The organism is Haloactinomyces albus (genome assembly GCF_031458135.1).
GTDB lineage: Bacteria > Actinomycetota > Actinomycetes > Mycobacteriales > Pseudonocardiaceae > Haloactinomyces > Haloactinomyces albus.
Genome location: NZ_JAVDXW010000001.1, coordinates 3,945,739 through 3,968,806, shown reverse-complemented (window position 1 = coordinate 3,968,806; position 23,068 = coordinate 3,945,739). Strand labels below are relative to the sequence as shown.

Below are 23,068 nucleotides of genomic sequence, written 5' to 3'. Positions count from 1 at the left end.
ACTTCACTGGCTCACCCGTTGGGCTGACAAATACTATTTTTGAGGTCCTTCTGATAGCGAGTGTCTATGGCTCAAGACAGCAGCGGGGGGTGCACTGTCCGAGCACGGCGTCGTATGCGGCCGGGCATTCCTCGTCGTCAACGGCGGCGTCATCGTGGGCAGGCGACCGCCGGGGACCCTGCTGGGTCGGTGGCATAGTCGATGAACGCCCCGGCGCGGGCGCTCAACCGGGAGTGCCTCGGCCAGGCCAGCAGCACGGCCACCTCGCCGACATGCTCGGCGATCTCCTTGCACACCACGCGAAACCCCTCATAGGTGCGCTCGTTCGACGGGCGCTGCACGAGCACTGAGTAGCCGAGCCCACGCCCGACGAGCGCTCGGGCGGTCTCGAAACTGGTGGTGCGATGCCGAACCGTGGGAGCCATTCCGGCCGCACGACACACCTTCATGGTGTGCTGGGTGCTCGGCGGGGACTCCAGCAGCACCATCGGGTGAGACGCGAGCTCTCGCAAGGACACCTCGGGCTGCTCGGCACACGGATGATCAGCGGGCAGCAGGATGTGCGGCCGTGTCGTGTACAGCGCTGCGCTGTCTATTTCGGGCAGAATCTCCATGTCGTAGAGCACCGCGAGGTCGAGTTCGCCCGCCAGCAGCCGCTGTTGCAGCGTGTCCTGGGTGCCCTCCGCGAAATCGACCCGCACTCCGGGATGGCGATCGCCGAACCCGGCCAGCAGCCACGGCAGCACGGTCGGAGCCAACGTCAGGTAGCACCCGATGGCCAGCGGCCCGGACAGCTCGGCGCCTCTGCCCGAAGCGACGGCTTGCAACTCCTCGGCGTGCTGCAACACGGTACGCGCCTGGCGCAGCACTTCGGCACCTGTTGGGGTGAGCACGACGCCGTGTGCTTTGCGCCGCACGCACAGCTGCGTCCCCAGGGCACGTTCCAACTCGTTGACGGCCAACGACACGGCGGACTGGGACGCGTGCAGCCGCTGCGCCGCCGCACTGATCGTGCCGGTCTCGGCGATCGCCACGAAGTAGGTGAGCTGGCGCAGCGAGTAACCAAGCTGATTCCTCAGGTCCACTGATAACACTCCCCGAATTTCTGCGTTTTACCTGAGTTTATGTGCCATGTCACGTTGAAGGCGCTGCCACGGCGAAAGGACGTGAACACCATGACCGCGATGAAGCCGCAGGCACCCAGTGCTCCGATAGCCGACTGGGTCGCCCTCGACGCGCTGCACGCCGACCCTTTCCCGATCTACACAAGGCTTCGCGCGGAGGCCCCCGTTGCGTGGGTGCCCGCCGCCAACCGCTACCTGGTCACCCGCTACGCGGATGTGCACACCGTCGACGCGGATCAGGACACCTTCTCCGCCGACGAGTCCCATTCCCTGATGAAACGCGCGATGGGACACAGCATGCTCCGCAAAGACGGCCCGGCACACCAGCGCGAGCGCAAGGCCGCAGGCGTCCCCTTGCGCCCCAACCAGGTCAAACAGCGGTGGACACCCATTTTCCGGCGCAACGCCGAAGAACTGATCAACCGCCTCCGCCCCGGCGGCGGCGCAGAACTCGTGGACGAGTTCGCCGCCCCGTTCGCCGCCCGCAACCTCGCCGAGATCGTCGGCCTGCCCAACGCTTCGGCACGGGACATGCGCACCTGGTCGCAGACCATGATCGACGGGACGGGCAACTACGCGAACGACCCCGACGTGTGGGCGCGGGCCGAGCGCTCCTACTACGAGGTCGACGAGGCGCTCGACGAGATGATCCCGCACCTGCGAGCAAACCCGGACGGCTCGATGGTCTCGGCGATGTTGCACGCCGACGACCCGCTGGATATCGAGGAAATCCGCGCGAACGTCAAGATGACGATCGGTGGTGGTCTCAACGAGCCGCGTGACGTGCTCGGCGTCGCGGTGCATGCGTTGCTGGCCGAGCAACGCCGGCGGGATCGGGTGATGGCCGATCAGTCGCTGTTCGCGAGCGTCTTCGACGAATCCGTGCGCTACGTCGCCCCGATCGGGATGTATCCGCGGCAGACCACTCGCGAGGTCGAGCTCGGTGGCACGTTGCTTCCGGCGGGCGCGCGCCTGGGAGTCGTCGTCGGCTCGGCCAACCGGGACGAGCGGCAGTTCTCCGATCCGGACATCTTCGACATCAACCGGGAAAAGAAGCCGCATGTGGCCTTCGGCGGAGGGGCGCACTACTGCCTCGGCGCCTGGGCGGCCAAGGCGTCGGTGGCGACGGTCGCGCTGCCGATGTTGTTCGATCGCCTGCCCCACCTGCGGCTCGACCCGGACCATCCGGCTCAGGCCGCGGGCTGGGTCTTTCGTGGCATGACCGAACTGCCCGTCGTCTGGGACCTCTGACTTCCACCGCCCGCGACAGCGCGATTTCGAGGAGTAACACCTTGCCGAAGATCACCTACCACCATGCCGACGGCAACCAGGACGTGCTGGACGTGCCGGGCGGCAGCACGGTGATGCGCAGTGCCGTCAGCAACGGCGTCCGCGGCATCGTCGGTGAGTGCGGCGGCCAGGCCATGTGCGCCACCTGCCACGTCTACGTCCACACCCCCTACCTCGACCGGCTGCCCGAGATCAGCGAGGACGAGGAGGAGATGCTCGAATGCGCCGCCGCCGAACGCGACGAGTCCCGAAGCAGGCTCGGCTGCCGGCTCACCGTCGGCGACGAGCTCCCCGAGATCGAGATCGACGTCCCGAAGGCGCAGGTGTGATGCACGAGCACGTTGTCGTGGCCGGCGGCGGACAGTCGGGGGCTCAACTCGTCAGCTCGCTGCGGGACGAAGGCTTCGACGGCAGGGTGACGCTGGTGTGCGCCGAGCCCGAGGCTCCGTACCAGCGACCACCGCTGTCCAAGGGCTACCTCTCCGGCACGGAGAGCGACGCGGCGCTACCACTCCGCGCGGAACACTTCTACGCCGACCACGATGTGCGGGTGCTCCCCGGACAGCGGGTATGCGGCGTGGACGGCCACGCGCGGCGCGTCCAGCTCGCCGATGGGGGCCTGCTGGACTACACCCATCTGGTGCTGGCCACCGGTGCCCGCAATCGTGCGCTTGCCATACCGGGAGCCGATTTGGACGGAGTGCTGTCCCTGCGCGATCTCGGCGATGCTCGGGAATTGCGCAAACGCCTGGCGCAGGCGGATCGCATCGCGGTGATCGGCGCGGGCTTCATCGGACTCGAAGTGGCCTCGGTAGCCCGGCAGCTCGGTACGCGGGTACTGCTGCTCGAAGCGGCCGACCGGCCGATGAGCCGAGCGGTGTCCGCGCCGACCGCCGAGTGGTTCGCGGCGGCACACCGACGTGCCGGGGTCGAGCTGCACCACGGTTGCCAGGTCGGCGAGCTGCTTGGTCGTTCCGGGACGGTCACAGGTCTCCGCACCCGGCAGGGGGCGGAATACCGCGCCGATCTCGTGCTCATGGCCGTGGGCGTTCGACCGAACGACGAGATCGCCGCGCAGGCCGATCTGGCGGTCTCCGACGGGATCGTCGTGGACGAGTACCTGGCCACCGGCGATCCGGCCGTCTCCGCGATCGGTGACTGCACCCGATTCCCGAGCCGATTCGCCGCCGGGCCGGTACGGCTCGAATCGGTGCAGAACGCCGTCGACCAGGCCCGCTGCCTCGCCCGACGATTGGTGGGCAAGCCGCAGCCGTATGCGGCCCTGCCGTGGTTCTGGAGCCACCAAGGCGGGAACAAGCTCACCATCGCCGGTCTGGCCGACCACGCGGATCGGTTCGTCACCCGCGGGGATCCCGCAACGGGGAAGTTCTCCGTGTGGTGCTTTCGCGGGCGAAGACTCCTCGCCGCGGAATCGGTGAACCGGCCCGCCGAGCACATGGCCGCCCGGCGGCTGCTCACCGCAGGCAGGAATCCGACTCCCGAGCAAGCCGCCGATCTCGACTTCGACCTCAAGCACCACGCCGCGACGTGATCTCGCGGCCGAGGATGCCATGAGATCACCGGAAGCAATTGGCAACGTCACCCGAATCATATACGATTTCGTACATCACAATGAGCAGTGGAGATCCGAAGGGACCACACCGTGTCCGATCCCATCACCGCGGCGACGGGATACACGCCGAGCAAGGTCATCGCCGTACACCTCAACTACCCCAGCCGGGCGGCTGAGCGTGGGCGCACTCCGACGCACGGTTCGTATTTCCTCAAAGCACCGTCCTCGCTCGCCGCGACCGGCGGCGATGTGCCCCGTCCAGCCGGTGCGGAACTGCTCGGCTTCGAAGGCGAGATCGCCCTCGTGATCGGCACGCAAGCGCGCGCGGTGACTCCGGACCAGGGGTGGTCACACGTCGGCTGGGTCACGGCCGCCAACGATCTGGGGCTCTACGACATGCGCTACGCCGACAGCGGCTCGAACGTGCGCTCGAAGAGCGGGGACGGCTTCACCCCGCTCGGCCCGGACATGCTCCCGGCAGCCGAGCTGGATCCGACGAGACTGCGGGTGCGCACCTGGATCAACGGGGAGCTCGCGCAGTCCGACACCACCGACACTCTGCTGTTCGGATTCGGCGAACTGATCGCCGACCTTTCCCGACTGTCCACTCTGCATCCGGGCGATGTGCTCCTCACCGGCACGCCGGCGGGCGCCTCCGTGGTTACACCAGGCGACGTGATGGAGGTCGAGGTCGACAGCGTCGACCTCGCCCGCCCGGTGAGTACCCGACGGCTGCGCAGCACGGTGACCGAGGGGCCGAAGCTGGCGGAGTGGGGCGCGCAGCCGAAATCCGACGACGCCCTACGGGCGGCGGCCCACGGATCAACCGCCGCCGACGAGCAGCGCGATGATGCCGAGCTGATGCGCAGGCTGAGCCGGGTCGGAGTCGCCACGCTGTCCGCCCAGCTCCGCAAACGCGGCTTGAACAACGTGCACATCGACGGTGTGCATCCGGCCAAGCAGGGCGAATCGTTCGCCGGACGGGCGCGGACCCTGCGCTACGTTCCGCTGCGCGAGGACCTGTTCACCACGCACGGCGGCGGGTTCAACGCGCAGAAGCAGGTGATCGACACGGTGGCCCCCGGCGAGGTCGTCGTAATGGAGGCCCGAGGCGATGCGAGCGCGGGCACCATCGGCGACATCCTCGCCCTCCGCGCGCAGGTGCGCGGCGCCGCCGCGGTGGTCACCGACGGCGCCGTGCGCGACTCGGTGGTCACCGGCGACCTCGACATCCCGGTGTTCTCCGGCGCCGCCCACCCCGCCGTGCTCGGCAGGCGGCATGTGCCGTGGGACTCCGATGTGGCGATCGCCTGCGGCGGGACCACCGTCCGCCCCGGCGACATCGTGGTCGGAGACGACGACGGTGCCCTCGTGATCCCGCCCGATCTGGCGGACGAACTCGCCGATGCGGCAGCGGAACAGGAACGCAAGGAAGAGTTCATCGCCGAGCAGGTGCGCGCCGGTGCCGGCATCGAAGACCTGTACCCGATGAACGCACAGTGGGAGCAAGCATACGAACAGTGGCAGCACGACACCCGGGAACAAGGGAGTCGCGGCCATGGCTGAGGAGGAAATGGTCGGCCGGCCGGAAAGGCTCAGCAAGTCACAGCGGGCGTATCAGACGATCAAGTCGCGAATCACCGAAGGCGACTACGGCCCCGGACACCGTCTCGTACTCGGCAGGCTCGCCCGTGAGCTGGAGGTGAGTCCCGTACCGATCCGCGAAGCCATCCGGCTGCTCGAAGCCGAAGGGTTCGTCGAGTTCGAACGCAATGTGGGTGCACAGGTCTCCGCGATCAACCCGGTCGAGTACGCGCACACCATGGAAATGCTGGCCATCGTCGAGGGAGCTGCCACCGGGCTCGCTGCACCGCACATCACCGCCGAAGTCCTCGCCACGGCAACCGAGATCAACGACAGGATGCGCACAACGCTGCGGGACTTCGATCCGCGGGGTTTCACCCACCTCAACCACGAGTTCCACGAGGCGCTGTTCACCCCGTGTCCCAACCCGTACCTGCTCGACATGGTCCGGCGGGGCTGGACACGGCTCGCCTCCATCCGGGAATCGAGCTTCTCGTTCGTCCCCGGCCGTGCCGAGGAATCGGTCGCCGAGCACGACCGGTTACTCGAGCTGCTTCGCGGCGGCGCCGATCCCGCCGAGGTGGAGCAGGCTGCCCGCGCGCACCGCACCGCCACCATGACCGCATTTCTTTCCCGGGAACACCACGAGGCGAAAGAAGGCTGACCAGTGAAGTTTCGCAACGACCCCAGACGGATCACGGGTTCCATCGGGCCGGTGATCACTCCGTTCACCGACGACGGCGCCCTGGACATCCCGAGCCTGCGCAATCTGATCCGGTGGCAACTTGCCCACGGCTCACACGGCATCTCCATCGGCGGTTCAACCGGCGAGCCCGGCGCACAAACCGTCTCCGAACGCGCCGAGGCGATCCGCGCCGCCGCTGACGAGATCGGCGACCGGGTGCCGTTCCTGCCGGGTACCGGATCGGCCAAGATGGACGAGACCCTGGAGTTGACGGGAATCGCGCGCGAGGCCGGGGCGGACGCGTGCCTGATCATCACCCCGTACTACGCGCGGCCCACCCAGGAAGCGCTGTATCAATGGTATGCCACCGTGGCACGGGAATTCCCCGACCTGCCACTGGTGATCTACAACGTGCCGGGACGCACCGCCGTGGACATCGCACCGGAAACGGTCGGCAGGCTCTACCGCGACTTCGACAACCTCGTCGGAATCAAGGAAACCACAAAGGACTTCGAGCACTTCTCCCGCGTGATCGCGGAATGCGGACAGGACTTGATGGTGTGGTCCGGCATCGAGCTGCTGTGCCTGCCGCTGCTGGCGCTCGGTGGCGTCGGGTTCGTCTCCGCGACGGCGAACTTCGCACCCGGCGCGATCGCCGACATGTACAACGCGTGGTCCGAAGGCAACTTCAGCCGGGCACGGGATCTGCACTACCGACTGCACCCACTCGTCGATCTCACCTTCGTCGAAACCAACCCGGCACCCGCGAAGTGGGTCCTGGCCCAACGTGGATTGATCTCCTCCGCGCATGTGCGTCCCCCGCTGATCACGCCCACCGAGCCGGGCCGGGATCGAATCAAGCAGCTACTCGCCGACGGTGAGGACCTGCTCTCCCCAACAACCGTGCAAGGAGCATCATCGTGACAACGCCGACGCAACCGCACCGTCCGGCGGATCTGCCGGACAAGCTGTACCACTTCATCGGCGGCGCGGAAGTCGACAGTCTTTCCGGGGCAGTGTTCGACGTGGCCGACCCCGTCAGCAACAAGCCCTACGCCACGGCGGCAGCCGGACGGGCCGAGGACATCGACCGGGCTGTGACCGCAGCACACCAGGCGTTCACCGACGGTCCGTGGGCGCGGATGACCGGCAGGCAGCGAGCAACGGTGCTCTACGCCATCGCCGATGCCGTCGAGGCCCAGCAGGAACGCCTCGCCGAAATGGAGTGCTTCGACACCGGGCTGCCGATCACCCTGGCCAAGGGGCAGGCCCGCCGAGCCGCGGAGAACTTCCGGTTCTTCGCCGACGTGATCGTGGCCCTGCACGAGGACGCCTACTCGGTACCCGGAACCCAGCTGAACTACGTGCTGCGCAAGCCGATCGGCGTCGCGGGGCTGATCACCCCGTGGAACACGCCGTTCATGCTGGAAAGTTGGAAGCTGGCCCCGGCACTGGCCTCCGGCTGCTCCGTGGTGCTCAAACCCGCCGAGTTCACGCCCCTGTCTGCGAGCCTGTGGGCGGAGATCTTCACCGAGGCGGGGCTGCCGGACGGGGTGTTCAACCTCGTCGGTGGCTTCGGCGAGGAGGCAGGCCGGGCGCTTGTGCAGCATCCCAAGGTGCCGCTGATCTCGTTCACCGGCGAGACCACGACCGGCTCGGAGATCATGCGCGGTGCCGCGGACAACCTCAAGGCACTGTCGATGGAGCTCGGTGGGAAATCCCCCGTCGTGATCTTCGACGACGCCGACTTCGAGGCGGCACTCGACTCGGCCCTCTTCGGAGTGTTCTCGCTCAACGGCGAGCGGTGCACCGCGGGCTCGCGCGTGCTGGTACAGCGCTCGATCTACGACGAGTTCTGTGCCCGCTTTGCCGAGCGCGCCAAGAGCATCGTCGTCGGCCCGCCACAGGAACCCGCCACCGAAGTGGGTGCGCTCGTGCACCCTGAGCACTACGAACGCGTGTGCGGCTATGTCGAGATCGGCAAGTCCGAGGCACGGCTGCTGGCGGGCGGTGAGCGCCCCGCGCACCTGCCGGAGGGCAACTACCTCTCCCCCACCGTGTTCGCCGACGTCGGCCGCGACGCACGGATCTTCCAGGAGGAGATCTTCGGGCCCGTGGTGGCGTTGACACCGTTCGAGACCGAAGAGGAAGCGGTCAGCCTCGCCAACGACGTCTCCTACGGGCTCGCGGGATACGTCTGGACCAACGACCTCAGGCGTGGTCACCGTGTCGCAGGCGCCATCGAAGCAGGCATGGTCTGGTTGAACTCGCACAATATCCGCGACCTGCGGACTCCGTTCGGCGGAATCAAGAGCAGCGGCGTCGGCCACGAGGGCGGGCACCGCAGCATCGACTTCTACACCCACGAGCAGGTCGTGCACGTCGCGACCGGTGATGTGCACACTCCCCGATTCGGGGCCTGAGTCAAGGAGATACAGCCATGGCCGTTACCCAGCCACCGCCGGATGTGCTCCGTGCAGCCTATGCCGAGTTCATCGTCACCGATCTGGCAGCAGCCCGATGGTTCTACGTGGACCTTCTCGGACTGCTGGTCACCGCCGAGGACGACGAGGCCATCCACCTGCGGGCCTACGAGGAGTACCTGCACCACAGCCTCGTACTGCGTCGGGGAACCACACCGGCACTTGCCCGGCTCGGATACCGGGTGCGCAGCAATGCGGAATTGGACGTGGCCGAACGCTACTTCCGCGAACTCGGAGTCGACACGCGCCGAGTTCCCGCAGGGACGTGCCGGGGAATCGGCGAGGCCGTTCGGGTACAGGACCCGATCGGTTTTCCCGTCGAGTTCTTCTACGATGCCGAGCACACCGAGCGGTTCACCCAGCGATACGACGTGCACGGCGCGAACGCGATCTCCCGGCTGGACCACTTCAACGTTGCCGTGCCCGATGTCAAAGCAGCCCACGCCTACTACCGGGGGCTCGGCTTCGGCGTATCGGAAACCATCGAGGACGGCGCGGACAACCTCTACGCGGCCTGGATGTTTCGCAAGCAGACCGTGCACGACATCGCGCTGACCGGTGGCGACGGCCCCCGGCTGCACCATGTCGCCTTCGCCACCCAGGAGCGACACCAGATCCTGCACACCTGCGATGTACTCGGTGCGCTGGGTCGGGAACACCACATCGAACGCGGGCCCGGCAGGCACGGCGTGTCCAACGCCTTCTATCTCTACCTACGCGACCCGGACGGGCATCGCATCGAAATCTACACCAGCGATTACTACACCGGCGACCCGGACAATCCGGTACAACGCTGGGACGTGCACGACAACCGGCGCCGCTCGTTCTGGGGACACAGCGTCGTCGACTCGTGGTACTACGAAGCCTCCACCGCACTCGACCTCGACGGCAAACAGGTGCCGGTCACCTCGCCCGAAAAACGCGAGGCACTCGTTTCGGTCGGCGCCGATGGCTTCTCGGTTTCCACGGAAAACAACGAGCGGCACCCTTTCAAGATAGGAGAGCAAGTCTAGTTGGCGGCACGCAGGTCGGCTGCATAATATCGGTATTTCCCGGCAAGGTGCATGGTCGGCACCTTACCGGGAAAGCGCCGTTCTCCCGGCCCCGAGAGGATTCCTGCCTGCGTGCACATCCACATCTCCAGACGAAGATCCATCAGATCAAAAGCGTTATACTCCAACTGTTGCATCGCTCACATGGTTCGTCCAATAATCAGAAACGTATCCGATTTATCGCCGACGGACTATGAGGCGACAATGACACAGAAAAGCCACGCCATCGGCAAGGAAAAACGGCGCGTCATACTGGCGACAATGGTCGGCACCACCATCGAGTGGTACGACTTTTTTATCTACGCGATCTGCGCCGGGCTGGTATTCAGTACCGAGTTTTTCGGTGCACTCGGTGGCGACGCCCTGATCCTTTCCTTCGCCACGGTCGGGATCAGCTTCCTCTTCCGCCCACTTGGTGCGGTTATCGCAGGTCACCTCGGTGATCGACTCGGCCGCAGGGCGATGCTCATCCTGACGCTGGTGCTGATGGGCGGGGCCACCGTACTGATGGGACTCGTACCTTCCACAGCCGCGATCGGTGTCGCAGCCCCCATCATCCTGTTGATGCTGCGCATCCTGCAGGGCCTTTCCGCAGGCGGCGAGTGGGGCGGTGCCGCCCTGCTCGCCGTGGAGCACGCACCGACGACGCGGCGCGGTTTCTTCGGCTCCTTCCCGCAGATCGGGGTGCCGATCGGGCTGCTGCTGGCGAACGGCGTCCTGGCGGTGGTGACCGCGGTGACCACCGCGGAGCAGTTCCTCGCATGGGGCTGGCGGATCCCGTTCCTGCTCAGCGCAGTGCTGATCGGTATCGGAACCGTAATCCGCGTCCGAGTGGCGGAAAGCCCCGTGTTCGAGGAGGTTCGCCAAAGCCGCGAGCAGTCGGGGCTTCCCATCGTGCCGCTGTTCAAACACCACTGGAAGCTGGTCCTGCTCGGCGCACTGGTGTTCGCGGCCAACAACGCAGCGGGGTACATGACCACGGGTGGCTATGTGCAAAGCTACTCGACCGAGGTACTCGGCATGGCCAGCTCTCCGGTGCTGATCGCGGTGATGTTCGCGGCCATCGCATGGCTGTGCACGACACTGCTCGGCGGCTGGCTCTCCGACCGGATCGGGCGCCTCCGCACCTACAAGATCGGCTTCATGTTCCAGCTTGCATGGATGTTCCCGTTCTTCGCACTGATCAATGCGGCGAACTTCTGGCTGCTGATGCTCGCCCTCGTGCTGTTCAGCGTGGGTCTGGGCCTGAGCTACGGTCCACAGTCGGCCCTGTACGCCGAGATGTATCCGACCAAGGTTCGCTACAGCGGCGCAGCGATCTCCTACGCGCTCGGCGCGGTACTCGGTGGCGCGTTCGCTCCGACGATCGCGCAGGCGCTGCAGTCCAGCACCGGCAATGTCCACACCGTCGGGATGTACCTGGCGGTGCTGACGGTGATCGGTCTCGCCGCGACATTCCTGATCAAGGACCACTCCGGCAGGACGCTGGGCGATGCGCCGGAGCCGGAGCACGAGCCAGTGCCCGAACGGACATAGCACGCCACGGCGTCCGGTGCGCGGAGCGGCTCAGCCGATCCGCGCACCGGACCTGGAACAACTTCACTCCTCTTCCGGACTGCCCACCGGAACTGCGCAAGATCATCCGCACCGCGAATGCGATCGAGTCGATCCACCACCAGGTTCGGAAAGTCACCAGGGCACGGGGCACGTCCCTGGCGACGAGACATCCATGGAAATACTGAGCGCTTTCCACCGTCATGAGTCGAGGAATCAACTACGATCGCCGTCGAGTTCGGGGAGGTGATTCCGAGTCCGGTCCGATGTGGTGTGCTCGGCGTGGTGGCGCCACCGGCTCCATGTGGCCTCCAGGGCCGCGTCTGCTTCGTGGGCGTGTTGTGCGAGCGCCCGTGCAAGGCAGCCGGGACCGGCGAGGCGGGTTTCGTGGACAGCTGCCGGAGCGGGGCCGCCGACGCCGAGCAGGGCTGCGGTGGTGAGGACACGAGCGTTGCCGAGAATGCCGGGGGCCGAGCGCAGCGCGGAGGAACGCAGGTCGAGCTCGTCGGTCAGGAGCTCACGCTCGGCGTGGGAGGCTCGAAGTGTCGCGTGCAGGCGCCCACTGTCTTCGCCGCTGCGACCGAGCACCAGGGTCTCGCCCAGCAGTGCCCTGGCCCCTTCCTCGAGGCTGAGTTCGGTGTGGCGCCGCACGTCAGCGCCGCCGGAGACGACGAAGGGGGCGCCGCGCCACACGAGCACACCACCGGAGGCGACGCGAGCGGTGGCCGTCCAGCCGGCACGGCCGCCTCGGGCGTCGTAGGCGACCATGCCGGCCGGTTCGATGATCTCGAGCTGCACACCGTGTCCTATCTCGATGTGCACACCGACCTCGTCTCCGGCGAGAAGCATCCCGCACACCCCGATGAGCGCTATGCGCACGTACGGGCCGTCGATGCTCAGCAGACGGGGGCGTAGGTAGTCACCGCCGTCCAGGGCCGCCGCCTGTGCCCTGTCACCGACGAGTTCGACCGCCACCGTGGTTGTCGCGGGACTCATCAGTGCTGGTGGGCGTGGGGATGGGCGTGCGGCGCCATGGGCCCCGGGTCCTGGGCGGTGTGCGCCCCACTGCGGTGTGCGGACACGAGTTCGTGTATCCAGCCGACGAGCTCGTCGATGGACGCGGAGTCCGTCCGGGACAGTGCCAGAACCGGCAGTTCCGCCCGCACCGCGCGTGCGTCGGTGACCATCCGGGTGACGTCCACGTCCACGTGGGCGGCGAGATCGGTCTTGTTGATCACGAGCAGGTCGGCCCGTTCGATGCCGGGGCCACCCTTGCGAGCGACGTCGCCGCCACCGGCGACGTCGATGCAGAAGATCTGCGCGTCGGCCAGGGCCGGGCTGAAGGTCGCGGTGAGGTTGTCGCCACCGCTTTCGACGAGCACCATGTCCAGCGGTTCGAATTCGCGCTCGAGGTCCTCGGCGGCGATGAGATTGGCGGTCACATCATCGCGGATGGCGGTGTGCGGGCAGGCGCCGGTTTCCACCGCCCGGATCCGCTCCACCGGCAGGACACCGGCCGAGCGGAGCATGCGCGCGTCCTCATCGGTGTAGATGTCATTGGTGACCACCGCGAGGTTCAGGTGGTCGGACAGCCGTCGGCAGAGAGTGCCGATCAGCGTGCTCTTGCCGGTGCCGACCGGTCCCGCGATTCCCAGCCGCAGCGGCCGGGAGGCAACGGTGGCATCGGTGTGGTCGTGGTCAGGCAACGAAAATCCTTCTCGATCGGGTTGCGTGCTGCAGCGCGCCGTGCTCGATCAGCGGCGCGGTGACAGCGGGCAAGTCGGTGGTGCCGGTGACGTCGACGGCGCGGGTGACCGATTCCTGGATGACACCGGCCGCGTCCAGGACCCACCAGGCGGCATCGGTCGGATCGACGGGCAGCAGCTTGAGTGCGGCCGCGGCCACCGACTGAGCGTCCTCGTAGAGGCAGGCGCGCGCGACCTGCTGCTCGTCCAGGCCCATCGCCGCCGCCACCACGCCGAGCGCCAGCGGGCGTTGTGGTCGCGGCCCGAGCTCGGCCAGTGCCACCACTGCTGCGTGCTCGGGCCACCACCGCGATGCGAGGCGAGCCAGGCCCCGTCCGAGCAAGCCGGAGGCCTCGCGCATCGGCTCGGTCGGTGTCCGGGCCAGCACCGCGTCGTGGATCGACCCGAGGCGGATCGGCCGGGCCCGGGCCGCGCGCAGGGCCAGCACCGATGCCGCGGCATCGATCAGGGTCACCGACCGCAGCCGGCAGTGCAGGTACTCGGGTACCTCGTCGGGCCTGAGACCGGCCGCCAGTGCCGGTTCGAGGCCTGCGGAATGCGCGTGCCCGCCGGTGGGTAGACGAGCGTCGGCAAGCAGCAGAGCTCCCAGCTGAGAGTCCATCGTCTGTCCGCTCAGAAGAATGTGTAGCGCTGTGCGAGCGGCACCGTCTCGGCCGGGTTCGGCTGGACCGGGTCACCGTCGATACTGATCGCGAAGGTTTCCGGATCCACGTCGAGCCGGGGCAGGGCCGCATTGTTCGGCATGTCGGCCTTGGTCACCTCGCGGGTGTCCCGTACCGCCGCGAGCCTGCGGCGCAGGCCGAGGCGTTCGGCCAGCCCGTCGTCCAGCGCGGCTTGGGCCACGAAACTCGTCGACAGATGCGGCGCCGACGAGGGTCCTTCCGGCAACGCCGGACGCATGAGTACCGGCTGCGGGGTGGGAATCGTCGCGTTGGGATCGCCCAGCGCTCCCCACACCGCAGCACCACCCTTGATCACGGTGAACGGCCGGATGCCGAAGAAAGCCGGGTCCCACAGCACGAGATCGGCCAGTTTGCCGGGCTCCACCGACCCCACCTCGTGATCGATGCCGTGCGCGACCGCCGGACAGATCGAGTACTTGGCGACATAGCGCCGAGCGCGCTCGTTGTCCGCGGGCAGCGACGAGCCCAACGACCCGCGTTGCGCCTTCATCACGTGCGCCACTTGCCAGGTGCGGCACACGAGCTCACCGATGCGTCCCATGGCCTGCGCATCGGAGGAGGTGATCGACATCGCCCCGATGTCGTGCAGGATGTCCTCGGCGGCCATCGTCGTCGGCCGGATGCGGGATTCGGCGAACGCCAAGTCTTCGGGCACCTGCGGATTCAGGTGGTGACACACCAGCAGCATGTCCAGGTGCTCGGTGGCGGTGTTGACCGTGTGCGGCAGCGTCGGGTTGGTCGAGGCGGGCAGCACATTGGGTTCACCGGCCACGACGATGATGTCGGGAGCGTGCCCGCCACCGGCACCTTCGGAGTGGAACGCGTGGATGCCGCGCCCGGCGATCGCGTCGATCGTGTGCTGCACGTAGCCCGTCTCGTTGAGGCTATCGGCGTGCAGGGCGACCTGCAGGCCGAACTCGTCGGCGGCGCGCAGCGACGCGTCGATGGCCGCCGGGGTCGCACCCCAATCCTCGTGCACCTTGTAACCGCCGGCGCCGGCCAGTGCCTGTTCGGCAAGGCCGTCCGCGCTGACCGTGCTGCCCTTGCCGAACAGGATGATGTTGAGCGGTATGTGATCCAGTGCCCGATGCATCATGGTCAACGACCAGGTCCCGGGGGTCACGGTCGTGGCCTTCGATCCTTCGGTGGGTCCGGTGCCACCGCCGACGACGGTCGTGGTACCGGTGGCCAGCGCTTCGGCCATCTCGGCCTTGGTGAGCAGGTGCACGTGGGTGTCGACGGCACCCGCCGTGAGAATTTTGCGGTCCCCGGCGATGACGTCCGTGCCCGGTCCGATGTGCAGCTCGGGATGGACGTCATCCATGGTGTCCGGATTTCCGGCCTTGCCGATGGCGACGATGCGCCCACCGCGGACGCCGACGTCGCCACGCACGATTCCCCAGTGATCGAGCACGATCACGTTGGTGATGACCAGATCCAGGGCTCCTTGCTCCCGCGTGGAGATACCCTGTGCCGCCGACTCGCGAATGCTCTTGCCACCGCCGAAAACGGCCTCGTCGCCCCCGGCGCACAGGTCCTGCTCGACTTCGATCCACAGGTCGGTGTCCCCGAGACGCACCTGATCACCGGCTGTCGGGCCGTACAACTTGGCGTACTCCCGGCGGTTGATCCGGCTCACTGCCCCTCCTCCCGTTGCGGCTGGTCGGACTGTCCCGTGCTGTCGTCGTGCAGCGCCTCGTCGGTGACCCTTGCCCGCGCAGGTGGCGAGGCCGTGACCGGATGTGCGGGTTCGGCTCCGGGCGTGCCGAACGGAACGATCGTCCTCGGCTCCCGCGCATGGGCCGGCATGCTCCGTTCGCGGATCCGCAGGCCGGGAACATGCTGGTTCCCCCCGAGCGCCACCAGCTCCACCGTCCGGCTCACTCCCGGCTCGAACCGCACCGACGTCCCGGCAGGCGCGTCCAGCCGGAAGCCCTGCACCGCATCGCGGTCGAAGCTCAAGGCCGGATTGGCATCGGGAAAGTGCAGGTGAGACCCGATCTGAATCGGCCGGTCTCCGTCGTTGACCACCACGAGTGAGCGCCGTTCGCGGCCGGAATTCAACGTCAACGGGGATTCCCGGACGCGTACCTCACCGGGGATCATTGGATCGGTTCCGTGATCGTGACGAGCTTGCGCCCATCGGGAAATGTCGCCTCCACCTGTACGTCGGAGATCATTTCTGCAACCCCCTCCATCACGTCATCGCGCGTAAGAATGCGTCGCCCCTCGCTCATGAGGTGATCGACCGAGGATCCTTCACGAGCTCGCTCCATCGCCCAGCACGACAACAAAGCCGTCGCCTCCGGATGGTTGAGGCGGACGCCGCGCTCCCGCCGATCCCGGGCGACCATGCCCGCAACGCTCAACAGCAACTTCTCCGTGTCCGACGGAGTGAGATACATGGGAACACCTCGCGTCACAAACTCGCTCGAATCGAACTGTAATGCCACACCTCGGTCCGCGCACGACGAGGTGCCCCACACGTCCGCTTGCTCGCAGCGAAGCTCGAAATACCTGGTCAAAGGCAAGATTGCAGCGTGATGGTCGCGAGAAATTCCGTTCGGTGCACTCCTGCACCGGACTCGCTCGCGGACACGATGAATTGGTGGTGTCGAACACAATCGGCCAGCCGGGAGACGCTACCCGAAAAAGTTCCCGAAAAGTGTCCGGTCATGCACATATCGATGCTTCTCGTGAAGCATTCGACCGAGTCGAAATTTTTTCCCGAAAAATCCCTCCAAGAAAGAAAGCTGCAGCTAAGTCCCTTTGGTTCTGCGCTTTTTTCGCGGTGGAGACGAAGTCCGCCCGCGACGGCGGTGTGGTGGCTTGCCGTGTGGCCTGCTCGATCTCGGCGCTGTCGGCGAAGGTCTGACCGGCGGGAGCCCGAGCGTGCGGGGCACGACGGGTCCGAGCTCGTCGGCGCAGATCACCGTGGCCCCGGCCGACGGCTGCGTATGGAGCCCGACGATGCGGTTCCTTGTGGGGCGAACTCCGCATCCGTGCTCGCCGCCCAGGAGCGGGGCTTGCGCCAGCGCACTCCTTCAGTCAACAGGATCCGGCGGATGTGGCTACGTCCTGACGCCAATGCCCTCGGCCCGGACCGCCTCGGTCAACGCATCCAGACTCCACTGCGAGACGGCCTCCTCCTGTTCGGCGGCCAAGTCACCGTCGGCCTGCTGAGTCAGCCGCCCCGGCGGAGTCGCTCAACACGCTGTACAAGGCCAACTCGTCCGTAACAAGGGGCCCTGGCACGACATCGACGAGCTCGAGATCGCGGTCACAGATTACATCGACTGGTTCGACAACCGCCGCCTGCACGGTGAGCGCGGCCACACCCCACCCGCCGAGCACGAAGCACTACACGCGTTGGCCAACCTGGCTATCGCACCGCTGGAAACCAGCTAAAACAGTCTTCATCAAAGGGCTGACCTGTGCCGGCGCAGCAGCTTCCACACGCCCTGGACGGTGTAGCCGACGTGGAACATCCGTCCGATCAGCGCCTTGCTCCCCACCAGGGTCCAGCCCTGCCCCTCATCCCAGCCATGCACCAGCGGACTGCGCTCCAAAGCTGCCTTCAGCCGTTCCCGCAGCTCGGCCCCCATGCGGCCAAGAGGCCGATGCCTCCGTCGCCGCGGGGGCTTGCCGCTGCGCTATTCAGTGCTACTATCTACCGGTACTCAATGACATTGAGTAGACGGAGGGGTGTTGCCGTGGGTAAGCAGACGACGGAGATGCTCAAGGGCACGCTGGAAGGGGTCGTCCTGGCGATCCTGGCCGGTCAGCCCGCGTACGGCTACGAGATCACCGCGTGGCTGCGGGAGCAGGGCTTCTCCGACATCGCGGAGGGCACCGTCTACGCGCTGCTCGTCAGGGTCGAGCAGCGGGGCCTCGTCGACGTGGAGAAGGTCCCGTCGGAGAAGGGTCCGCCGCGCAAGGTGTATTCCCTCAACGCTCAAGGGCGGGAATACCTCGACGAGTTCTGGAAGGCCTGGAGCTTCCTGTCCGAACGCCTGGAACAGCTCCGCGAAGGAGGCAAATAACCATGCTCATCTCGAAGATGCTCCACGACAAGCGCCGCTACCGGCAGTACAAGGCGCGCGTCAAGCAGCTTCCCGAGAACTACCGCACGGCGGTCGAGGCGATCGAACGGTACCTGATGTATTTCGTGCCGACCGACGACGACAGTGCGGTCTCGGAGTTCGAGGACCTTGCGGAGCTGTTCGAACAGGCCGCCTCGGATGAAACGCCGATCCGCGAGATCGTCGGGGACGACCCGGTGGAGTTCGTCGAGACGTTTGTCCAGAACTACACGAAGGGCGGATATGTCCCCGACGAGGAACGGAAGCGCCTGCTCCGTGGGATCGCGCGGGCAATCGAGGACGAGGGAGTGATCTGATGGCGGCCCAGCAGGACCAGGCAATCCACGTGCAGGGTCTGGAGAAGTCGTACAAAGATCTGCCCGTGCTGCGCGACGTCGACTTCGACGTGGCACGAGGCAGCATCTTCGCGTTGCTCGGCTCGAACGGGGCAGGCAAGACCACCTGTCCCCGTTTTGAGGTGGTGGCCGACGGTGAGTGTTCGCCGCTGTCGTCAGGTCTCGGCCGAGACCGTGTAGTGCTCAGTGATGATCGCTCGTGCCTGGGTGGGGGTGACTTCGTGACCGTTGAGGTCGCGGAGCTGATAGGGTCGGCCGGTGCGCCAGCAGGCCATGGCTTGTCTCGATGGCGACCGGTATCGGGTCCTCGGGGGTGTCGCCGTGCTCGGCGAGCAGCTCCAGCAACCCCCGGAATCCGGCCGCGTCGTCGATGATCCGCCGCTTGGCCAGCAGCGTGCCAGTCTCGTCGATCAGGGCGATGTCGTGGTGGCCGTTCGGCCCGGTCGATGCCGCAGTACACGTTCACTCCGTACTCCTCAACCTGTTCGTTTGTGCAGGTGACCTTCCCCCTGTTGGCCGGACACGTGTTTATGCGGCTCGGGGTAGTTCCTGCTGTTCCCATTGCTCGGGGCTGGCATAGCCCAGGGGCGGAGTGCAGTCGTCTGCGGTTGTACCAGGTCTGGATCCGGACGAAGATGGCCTGGCGTGCCTGGGCTCGGGTGGTGAAGCGGTGTCGGTGCACGAGTTCTCGTTTCAGGGCCGGAGAAAAACGACTCCACGATGGCGTTGTCCCAGCAGATCCCGGTGCGCCCGAGTGAACGGTGGATGTCCAGTTCGCGGCAGTGCTGGGCGAACTGGGCACTGGTGTACTGACCCCCCTGTCGCTGTGGAAGATGACTCCGGCGACGTCACCACCGCGAGTGGCTACCGCGGTGTCCAGGCAGTCGGCGACGAGGCCGGTGCGCAGGTGGCTGGCCATGGCATAGCCCAGCACCCGGCGCGAGCCGGCATCGAGGACGGCGGCCAGGTACAACCAGCCCTCGTCGGTGGGGATGTAGGTGATGTCGCCGGCCCAGCGCTGGTCCGCGATCCCGGGTGTGAAGTCCCGCCCGGGCAGGTCCGGGGCGGGTTCCGGTTGGTCTGCGGGAACTGTGGTGCGCACCCGCTTACGCGGGTGGACACCGACGAGGTCGTGGATGCGCATCAACCGTTCCACGCGCTTGTGGTTGACCACCCAGCCTCGGTGGCGCAGTTCGGCATGCACCCGGGGTGAGCCGTAGGTACCACCGGAGGCTTCGTGCACGGTGCGGATCTCGGTGAGCAGATCGGCCTCGGCCTGCTGCGAAGGGCTCGGTGCACTGGCCTGGACTCGTCGCCAGTCGTAGTAGGCCGAGGTCGACACCCCGGCGGCTCGGCAGGCGGCCGCTACCGGGAAGCCGTCGGCCTTCTGGGAGTCGACGAAGCGGTAGCGGGTCACTCGGTCGACTCCCTCACCCAGAAGGCTCATGAGCTCGTTTGAGCAGGTCACGCTCCATGCGCAGCTTCGCGTTTTCCTGCTCCAGCTCTTTCAAACGAGCCCGTTCCTCGGTACTCAAGCCCTCTTGCTGGCCGCGGTCGATGCGGGCCTGCTTGACCCAGTTGCCCAGGGTCGAATCATAGATGCCCAGGTCCCGGGCGGCCTCGGCCACCGACTTGCCGCCGGTCAGCACCAGCTCCACGGCATCTCGCTTGAACTCCGCCGAGAACTTCCGACGGGTTCGCCGTTGCCCTTCGGTCACGCGGACACTCTCCAATCAACTCGAGTGCCCGGTACAGCGGGGGAAGGTCAGGGCCGCCTCCCCCTCTGTACTCGCCTATGCCCGATTGCTCGAGAAACTGTCTCGAGCAGAGCTGGAGCGGTACCTCTTCCTCATCAGGTGACGTTCTTTTCCATGTTCGTCACGTAATTGTTGATGAAGTGGTCGCTGAGCGTATCGGGACCCAGGTTGTTCAGGTCGGGACTCAGGGTGAGCGCGTCTCCGGCAGCCCCTTTGAACCTGTCCATCGCATTGCCGAAAAACGAGGTGTCCTCGCGGAGGTTCCCGTCCGAGTCGAGGTACCGTTCGGTCTCCACATGCTGAAAGACCGGCTCCGGCGGTACTTGCGGGACGATGTCGTTGTTGTTGACGAAGCGGAAGTGGCGCGACTTGAAGGCCTCGTCGTAGGCATCCGCCATCGTCCGGTCACAGGTACGCGGCTGCCCGAACGTGTAGACCCCGTTGGAAAGCAGGCTCGCGTCCTCGAAGTACAACCGGGCCGCTGCCAGCATCGCCAGCGCCCCGCCGAGGCTGTGTCCGGTGAACCACAAGCTCTGCTCGTTGGTGCGGAACTCCTTGATGCAGTCCCGGACCTCCGGATACACCGAGGTCAACGCGTGATCAAAACCAACGTGGATCATTCCCCTGCCGGACGGTCCGGGAGCGGCGGGGGTGTTGGCATCACTGAGCCAGTCGGCGATGTTGGTCGGCTCCGTCCCGCGGAACGCCGTGATGATCATGTTGTCGCTGGCGATCGTGAACGCTTGGGTGTCCTGGATCGGAAATGGCATCTCGTGCTTGGAGCGGAAGAACCGGAACCGGTCGAATCCCCACTCTTGAATCTCGGCTGCAATCTCGGGCTCATCGGAATAAGCCAGTTTCGAGGCCATGCACAGCCAGTAGGCGTGTTGGATTTGATAGTCGGTGGTCAGGTGATCGATCGGGGAAACGGCCACGATAGCCCTCCGTCGGATCGGAATTAACACGAACATTATTCGACTTGCCGCCGTGCGGTCGGCTCCGCAGGCCGCGGATGGAACATCCCATAACCGAGGTGCGGCGCACCCGGCAACCCGCCGGGGGTCGAAATACTTCATCCTGAAGGGCTAAATCAACTCGGCAACCAAGCGCGGATTGGCGTTGTTCATGGTCATTTGCGGGCTCGGGTGTCCCACCGGTAGCGGCACCAGGCGCGCACGTGGACGTGGTACTTGCCGACGGATTGGTCCGGCGATACTCGCTGTGCGGTGAGCCGGGCCAGTCGGATCGATGGCGCATCGCGGTGCTCCGGGAACCCGAGAGCCGAGGGGCTCGCGGTTCATGCACGAAGCAGTCCATCCGGGTGATGATCTCGCGGTCCGCAGGCCACGCAACAACTTCCAGTTCGAATCGGCCGCACGGTATCTACTCGTCGCGGGCGGAATCGGCATCGCGCCGGTTCCGCCCATGGTGCGCGAAGTCGCCGCCCGCGGTGTGCCCCGGACATTCTCGACGGAGGCTGTCGCGGGAGGTCAGGTTCGCTGCGCCGACGCCGGATCCTCCGCTGTCGTGTTCTTCGGAACATCCTGCGAAGTGAGCAGGTTCTTGCCCACTGTCTCCCGGAGCGTGAGAGCTGCGACGAGCCCGACTGCGCCGACGAGCATCAGGTAGAACGCCGGAACAAACACGTTGCCCGTCTCATCGATCAAGTATGTCATCAGGTACGGGACGGTTCCTGCGAAGACTGCTGCGGTGAGGTTGTACCCGATCGAAAGCCCGCCCTGGCGCACTCGCGTGGGGAAGATCTCGGCGATCGACACCGCATGGGTCCCGAGGATGAGTGCCAGAATGGCGCCCAGTCCGATCTGCGACATAAGTACGCTCACCAAGCTGCCACCCTCCATGAGCATGAAGAGCGGGTAGCCGCCTGCCATCAGGGCGATCCCGGAGCCGATCAGTAGCGGTTTCCGGCCCACCCGATCGGACAGCGCACCGAACAGCGGTACGAGGACGAGTGCGACCAGCGACGTGACCGTCGAGGCCATGGCAGCGTTACTCGACGACAGCTCCAGATGCTGTGCTTGGTAGGTGAGCAGGTACACCAGCACGATGTAGAAGGTCACATGCATCATCACCTCGATCCCGCACATCTGGAGAAACTGCCGCCAACTGCCGGTGAACAGGTCTCGCAACGGGGTCTCGGCAACATTGTCGTTTTCCTGCAGGGCCTGAAAGTCGGGGGTGTCCTCGATCTTTTGCCGGATGTAGAACCCGATGACGCCCAACGGCGCGGCGAGGAGGAAGGGGATCCGCCAGCCCCACGCGGCGATCGCCTCCGAGTTGAGAACAGTGCTGAGCACGAACACCGTCAACGAGGCGACAAGGAACCCGAGCAGGCTGCCGACCTCCAGCCAACTGACTCCGAATCCTCGGTGCTTGCGTGGGGAGAACTCGGCGAGGAAGGTCGCAGCACTTCCGAACTCGCCGCCTGCGGCCAGTCCTTGAAGTAACCGAGCGACGATGAGCAGGATGGGGGCGAGGATGCCGATGGATTCGTAACCCGGCAGTAATCCAACCAGTAAAGTGGCAGCAGTCATCGTCACGATGACGATCGAGAGCGTCTTACGCCTGCCGATCCGGTCGCCCAGCGGTCCGAAGATCAGCGATCCGATTGGCCGGATGGCGAAGGAAACGGCGAAGACCGCGAATACCGACAGGAGTCCGGCAGTCGGGTCCTGCGCCGGGAAGAAGATGGTGGCAATGGTCGTCGACATGTAAGCGTAGATGGCCCAGTCGAACCAGTGCACCAGCACCCCGATCGCACCTGCGACGATGCTGCGTTTCACGACGGGCGGGTCCACCCCTACTGCTGCTTGCTGCTGTGAGTCCATGAGCGCTCCTTGACGTCGGCCCGATCTGCCCTGGCCGCGGTGCCTCGATAGGAAGCCAAGTTAAGCCCGTCACCGGGGTTCTTACAAAGTGATTATTTTGGCGCAATGCATCAAAAAATCCGATACAGTCACATGGGCGGACAGGTGCTTTGAGAGGACGAAGTGTTCGTCATCGGGGACCTCGCCTCCCGTCAGGCTCGGGTTCTACGGCCAACGAGTTCGTTCGGTCT

General features: G+C 66.1%; 23 protein-coding genes and 5 pseudogenes. 14 read left to right on the top strand and 14 right to left on the bottom strand.

Annotation, left to right across the window (positions count from 1 at the left end):
- Window positions 1-149 precede the first annotated feature (149 nt).
- Window positions 150-1,085 carry a LysR substrate-binding domain-containing protein gene (locus JOF55_RS18935; RefSeq protein WP_310276058.1) on the bottom strand — a complete coding sequence of 312 codons (936 nt, stop codon included), beginning with the start codon at window positions 1,083-1,085 and terminating at the stop codon, window positions 150-152.
- Between the two features lie 90 nt (window positions 1,086-1,175).
- Between JOF55_RS18935 and JOF55_RS18930 the strand changes: the two genes are divergently transcribed.
- The 8 genes from JOF55_RS18930 (at window position 1,176) to hpaD (ending at window position 9,752) form a co-directional block, all read left to right on the top strand.
- Window positions 1,176-2,375, top strand: coding sequence for a cytochrome P450 (locus tag JOF55_RS18930; RefSeq protein WP_310276056.1), 1,200 nt, complete (start codon window positions 1,176-1,178; stop codon window positions 2,373-2,375).
- A gap of 41 nt (window positions 2,376-2,416) precedes the next feature.
- Window positions 2,417-2,743, top strand: coding sequence for a 2Fe-2S iron-sulfur cluster-binding protein (locus JOF55_RS18925; RefSeq protein WP_310276053.1), 327 nt, complete (start codon window positions 2,417-2,419; stop codon window positions 2,741-2,743).
- Window positions 2,743-3,966, top strand: coding sequence for an NAD(P)/FAD-dependent oxidoreductase (locus JOF55_RS18920; RefSeq protein WP_310276051.1), 1,224 nt, complete (start codon window positions 2,743-2,745; stop codon window positions 3,964-3,966). Before JOF55_RS18925 ends, JOF55_RS18920 begins: the two co-directional genes overlap by 1 nt.
- A 111-nt stretch (window positions 3,967-4,077) precedes the next feature.
- Entirely contained in the window at window positions 4,078-5,553 is a 1,476-nt protein-coding gene (locus JOF55_RS18915) for a fumarylacetoacetate hydrolase family protein (protein WP_310276049.1), read from the top strand.
- Window positions 5,546-6,235, top strand: coding sequence for a GntR family transcriptional regulator (locus tag JOF55_RS18910; protein ID WP_310276047.1), 690 nt, complete (start codon window positions 5,546-5,548; stop codon window positions 6,233-6,235). Before JOF55_RS18915 ends, JOF55_RS18910 begins: the two co-directional genes overlap by 8 nt.
- 3 nt (window positions 6,236-6,238) lie before the next feature.
- Window positions 6,239-7,180 (top strand): 4-hydroxy-tetrahydrodipicolinate synthase, encoded by a 942-nt coding sequence (gene dapA, locus JOF55_RS18905; protein WP_310276046.1) that lies wholly within the window; start codon window positions 6,239-6,241, stop codon window positions 7,178-7,180.
- On the top strand, window positions 7,177-8,679 hold the full coding sequence (gene hpaE / locus JOF55_RS18900; RefSeq protein WP_310276044.1) for a 5-carboxymethyl-2-hydroxymuconate semialdehyde dehydrogenase: 1,503 nt from the start codon (window positions 7,177-7,179) through the stop codon (window positions 8,677-8,679). The genes dapA and hpaE overlap by 4 nt, the downstream gene beginning before the upstream one ends.
- A 17-nt stretch (window positions 8,680-8,696) precedes the next feature.
- Window positions 8,697-9,752 (top strand): 3,4-dihydroxyphenylacetate 2,3-dioxygenase, encoded by a 1,056-nt coding sequence (gene hpaD, locus JOF55_RS18895; protein ID WP_310276043.1) that lies wholly within the window; start codon window positions 8,697-8,699, stop codon window positions 9,750-9,752.
- Here the strand turns inward: hpaD and JOF55_RS18890 are convergent.
- Entirely contained in the window at window positions 9,749-9,928 is a 180-nt protein-coding gene (locus tag JOF55_RS18890; protein WP_310276041.1) for a hypothetical protein, read from the bottom strand. The two genes, hpaD and JOF55_RS18890, sit on opposite strands and share 4 nt — an antisense overlap.
- A gap of 67 nt (window positions 9,929-9,995) precedes the next feature.
- Here JOF55_RS18890 and JOF55_RS18885 point away from each other — a divergent pair, with 67 nt between their 5' ends.
- Window positions 9,996-11,327 (top strand): MFS transporter, encoded by a 1,332-nt coding sequence (locus tag JOF55_RS18885; protein ID WP_310276039.1) that lies wholly within the window; start codon window positions 9,996-9,998, stop codon window positions 11,325-11,327.
- Between the two features lie 234 nt (window positions 11,328-11,561).
- Here the strand turns inward: JOF55_RS18885 and JOF55_RS18880 are convergent, their stop codons facing one another.
- Genes JOF55_RS18880 through JOF55_RS18855 form a run of 6 tightly spaced genes read right to left on the bottom strand, consistent with a single transcriptional unit; the run spans window position 11,562 to window position 16,199 of the window.
- Window positions 11,562-12,341, bottom strand: coding sequence for an urease accessory protein UreD (locus JOF55_RS18880; protein ID WP_310276037.1), 780 nt, complete (start codon window positions 12,339-12,341; stop codon window positions 11,562-11,564).
- Window positions 12,341-13,051: an urease accessory protein UreG gene (gene ureG / locus JOF55_RS18875; RefSeq protein ID WP_310276035.1), complete on the bottom strand. Its 711-nt coding sequence runs from the start codon at window positions 13,049-13,051 to the stop codon at window positions 12,341-12,343. The genes JOF55_RS18880 and ureG overlap by 1 nt, the downstream gene beginning before the upstream one ends.
- Window positions 13,044-13,712: an urease accessory protein UreF gene (locus JOF55_RS18870; protein WP_310276033.1), complete on the bottom strand. Its 669-nt coding sequence runs from the start codon at window positions 13,710-13,712 to the stop codon at window positions 13,044-13,046. Before JOF55_RS18870 ends, ureG begins: the two co-directional genes overlap by 8 nt.
- 11 nt (window positions 13,713-13,723) lie before the next feature.
- A complete protein-coding gene (locus JOF55_RS18865) occupies window positions 13,724-15,433 on the bottom strand; it encodes an urease subunit alpha (protein ID WP_310276031.1) in 1,710 nt (569 codons plus the stop codon).
- Entirely contained in the window at window positions 15,430-15,900 is a 471-nt protein-coding gene (locus tag JOF55_RS18860; protein WP_310276029.1) for an urease subunit beta, read from the bottom strand. Before JOF55_RS18860 ends, JOF55_RS18865 begins: the two co-directional genes overlap by 4 nt.
- Window positions 15,897-16,199, bottom strand: a complete 303-nt coding sequence (locus JOF55_RS18855; RefSeq protein ID WP_310276028.1) for an urease subunit gamma — start codon at window positions 16,197-16,199, stop codon at window positions 15,897-15,899. Before JOF55_RS18855 ends, JOF55_RS18860 begins: the two co-directional genes overlap by 4 nt.
- A 203-nt stretch (window positions 16,200-16,402) precedes the next feature.
- Between JOF55_RS18855 and JOF55_RS18850 the strand changes: the two genes are divergently transcribed.
- Both JOF55_RS18850 and JOF55_RS24540 read left to right on the top strand, forming a co-directional pair.
- Window positions 16,403-16,669 carry a hypothetical protein gene (locus JOF55_RS18850; RefSeq protein ID WP_310276026.1) on the top strand — a complete coding sequence of 89 codons (267 nt, stop codon included), beginning with the start codon at window positions 16,403-16,405 and terminating at the stop codon, window positions 16,667-16,669.
- A 377-nt stretch (window positions 16,670-17,046) separates the two neighbouring features.
- Window positions 17,047-17,202: pseudogene (locus JOF55_RS24540) on the top strand (IS3 family transposase); the annotation flags it as partial.
- Between the two features lie 26 nt (window positions 17,203-17,228).
- On the opposite strand, the pseudogene JOF55_RS18845 reads toward JOF55_RS24540, so the two are convergent.
- Window positions 17,229-17,378: pseudogene (locus JOF55_RS18845) on the bottom strand (winged helix-turn-helix domain-containing protein); the annotation flags it as partial.
- A gap of 129 nt (window positions 17,379-17,507) precedes the next feature.
- Between JOF55_RS18845 and JOF55_RS18840 the strand changes: the two are divergent.
- The 3 genes and pseudogenes from JOF55_RS18840 to JOF55_RS24535 form a co-directional block, all read left to right on the top strand.
- Window positions 17,508-17,837 carry a PadR family transcriptional regulator gene (locus tag JOF55_RS18840; protein WP_310276023.1) on the top strand — a complete coding sequence of 110 codons (330 nt, stop codon included), beginning with the start codon at window positions 17,508-17,510 and terminating at the stop codon, window positions 17,835-17,837.
- 2 nt (window positions 17,838-17,839) lie between these two features.
- The gene (locus JOF55_RS18835; protein ID WP_310276022.1) at window positions 17,840-18,193 is read left to right on the top strand and encodes a DUF1048 domain-containing protein; all 354 of its coding nucleotides are present in this window, start codon (window positions 17,840-17,842) and stop codon (window positions 18,191-18,193) included.
- Window positions 18,193-18,339: pseudogene (locus tag JOF55_RS24535) on the top strand (ATP-binding cassette domain-containing protein); the annotation flags it as partial. The gene JOF55_RS18835 and the pseudogene JOF55_RS24535, both read left to right, overlap by 1 nt.
- A gap of 157 nt (window positions 18,340-18,496) precedes the next feature.
- Here the strand turns inward: JOF55_RS24535 and JOF55_RS18830 are convergent.
- From JOF55_RS18830 to JOF55_RS18815, 5 genes and pseudogenes are all read right to left on the bottom strand, one after another.
- Window positions 18,497-18,698 (bottom strand): annotated as a pseudogene (locus JOF55_RS18830) (IS110 family transposase); the annotation flags it as partial.
- A 111-nt stretch (window positions 18,699-18,809) separates the two neighbouring features.
- Window positions 18,810-19,679: pseudogene (locus JOF55_RS24530) on the bottom strand (IS3 family transposase); the annotation flags it as partial.
- Window positions 19,663-19,950, bottom strand: coding sequence for a transposase (locus JOF55_RS18825; protein ID WP_310276020.1), 288 nt, complete (start codon window positions 19,948-19,950; stop codon window positions 19,663-19,665). The gene JOF55_RS18825 and the pseudogene JOF55_RS24530, both read right to left, overlap by 17 nt.
- 134 nt (window positions 19,951-20,084) lie before the next feature.
- Window positions 20,085-20,924: a lipase family protein gene (locus JOF55_RS18820; RefSeq protein ID WP_310276018.1), complete on the bottom strand. Its 840-nt coding sequence runs from the start codon at window positions 20,922-20,924 to the stop codon at window positions 20,085-20,087.
- Between the two features lie 555 nt (window positions 20,925-21,479).
- Complete coding sequence (locus JOF55_RS18815) at window positions 21,480-22,838, bottom strand: MFS transporter (RefSeq protein ID WP_310276016.1); 1,359 nt, start codon at window positions 22,836-22,838, stop codon at window positions 21,480-21,482.
- Window positions 22,839-23,068: the final 230 nt, after the last annotated feature.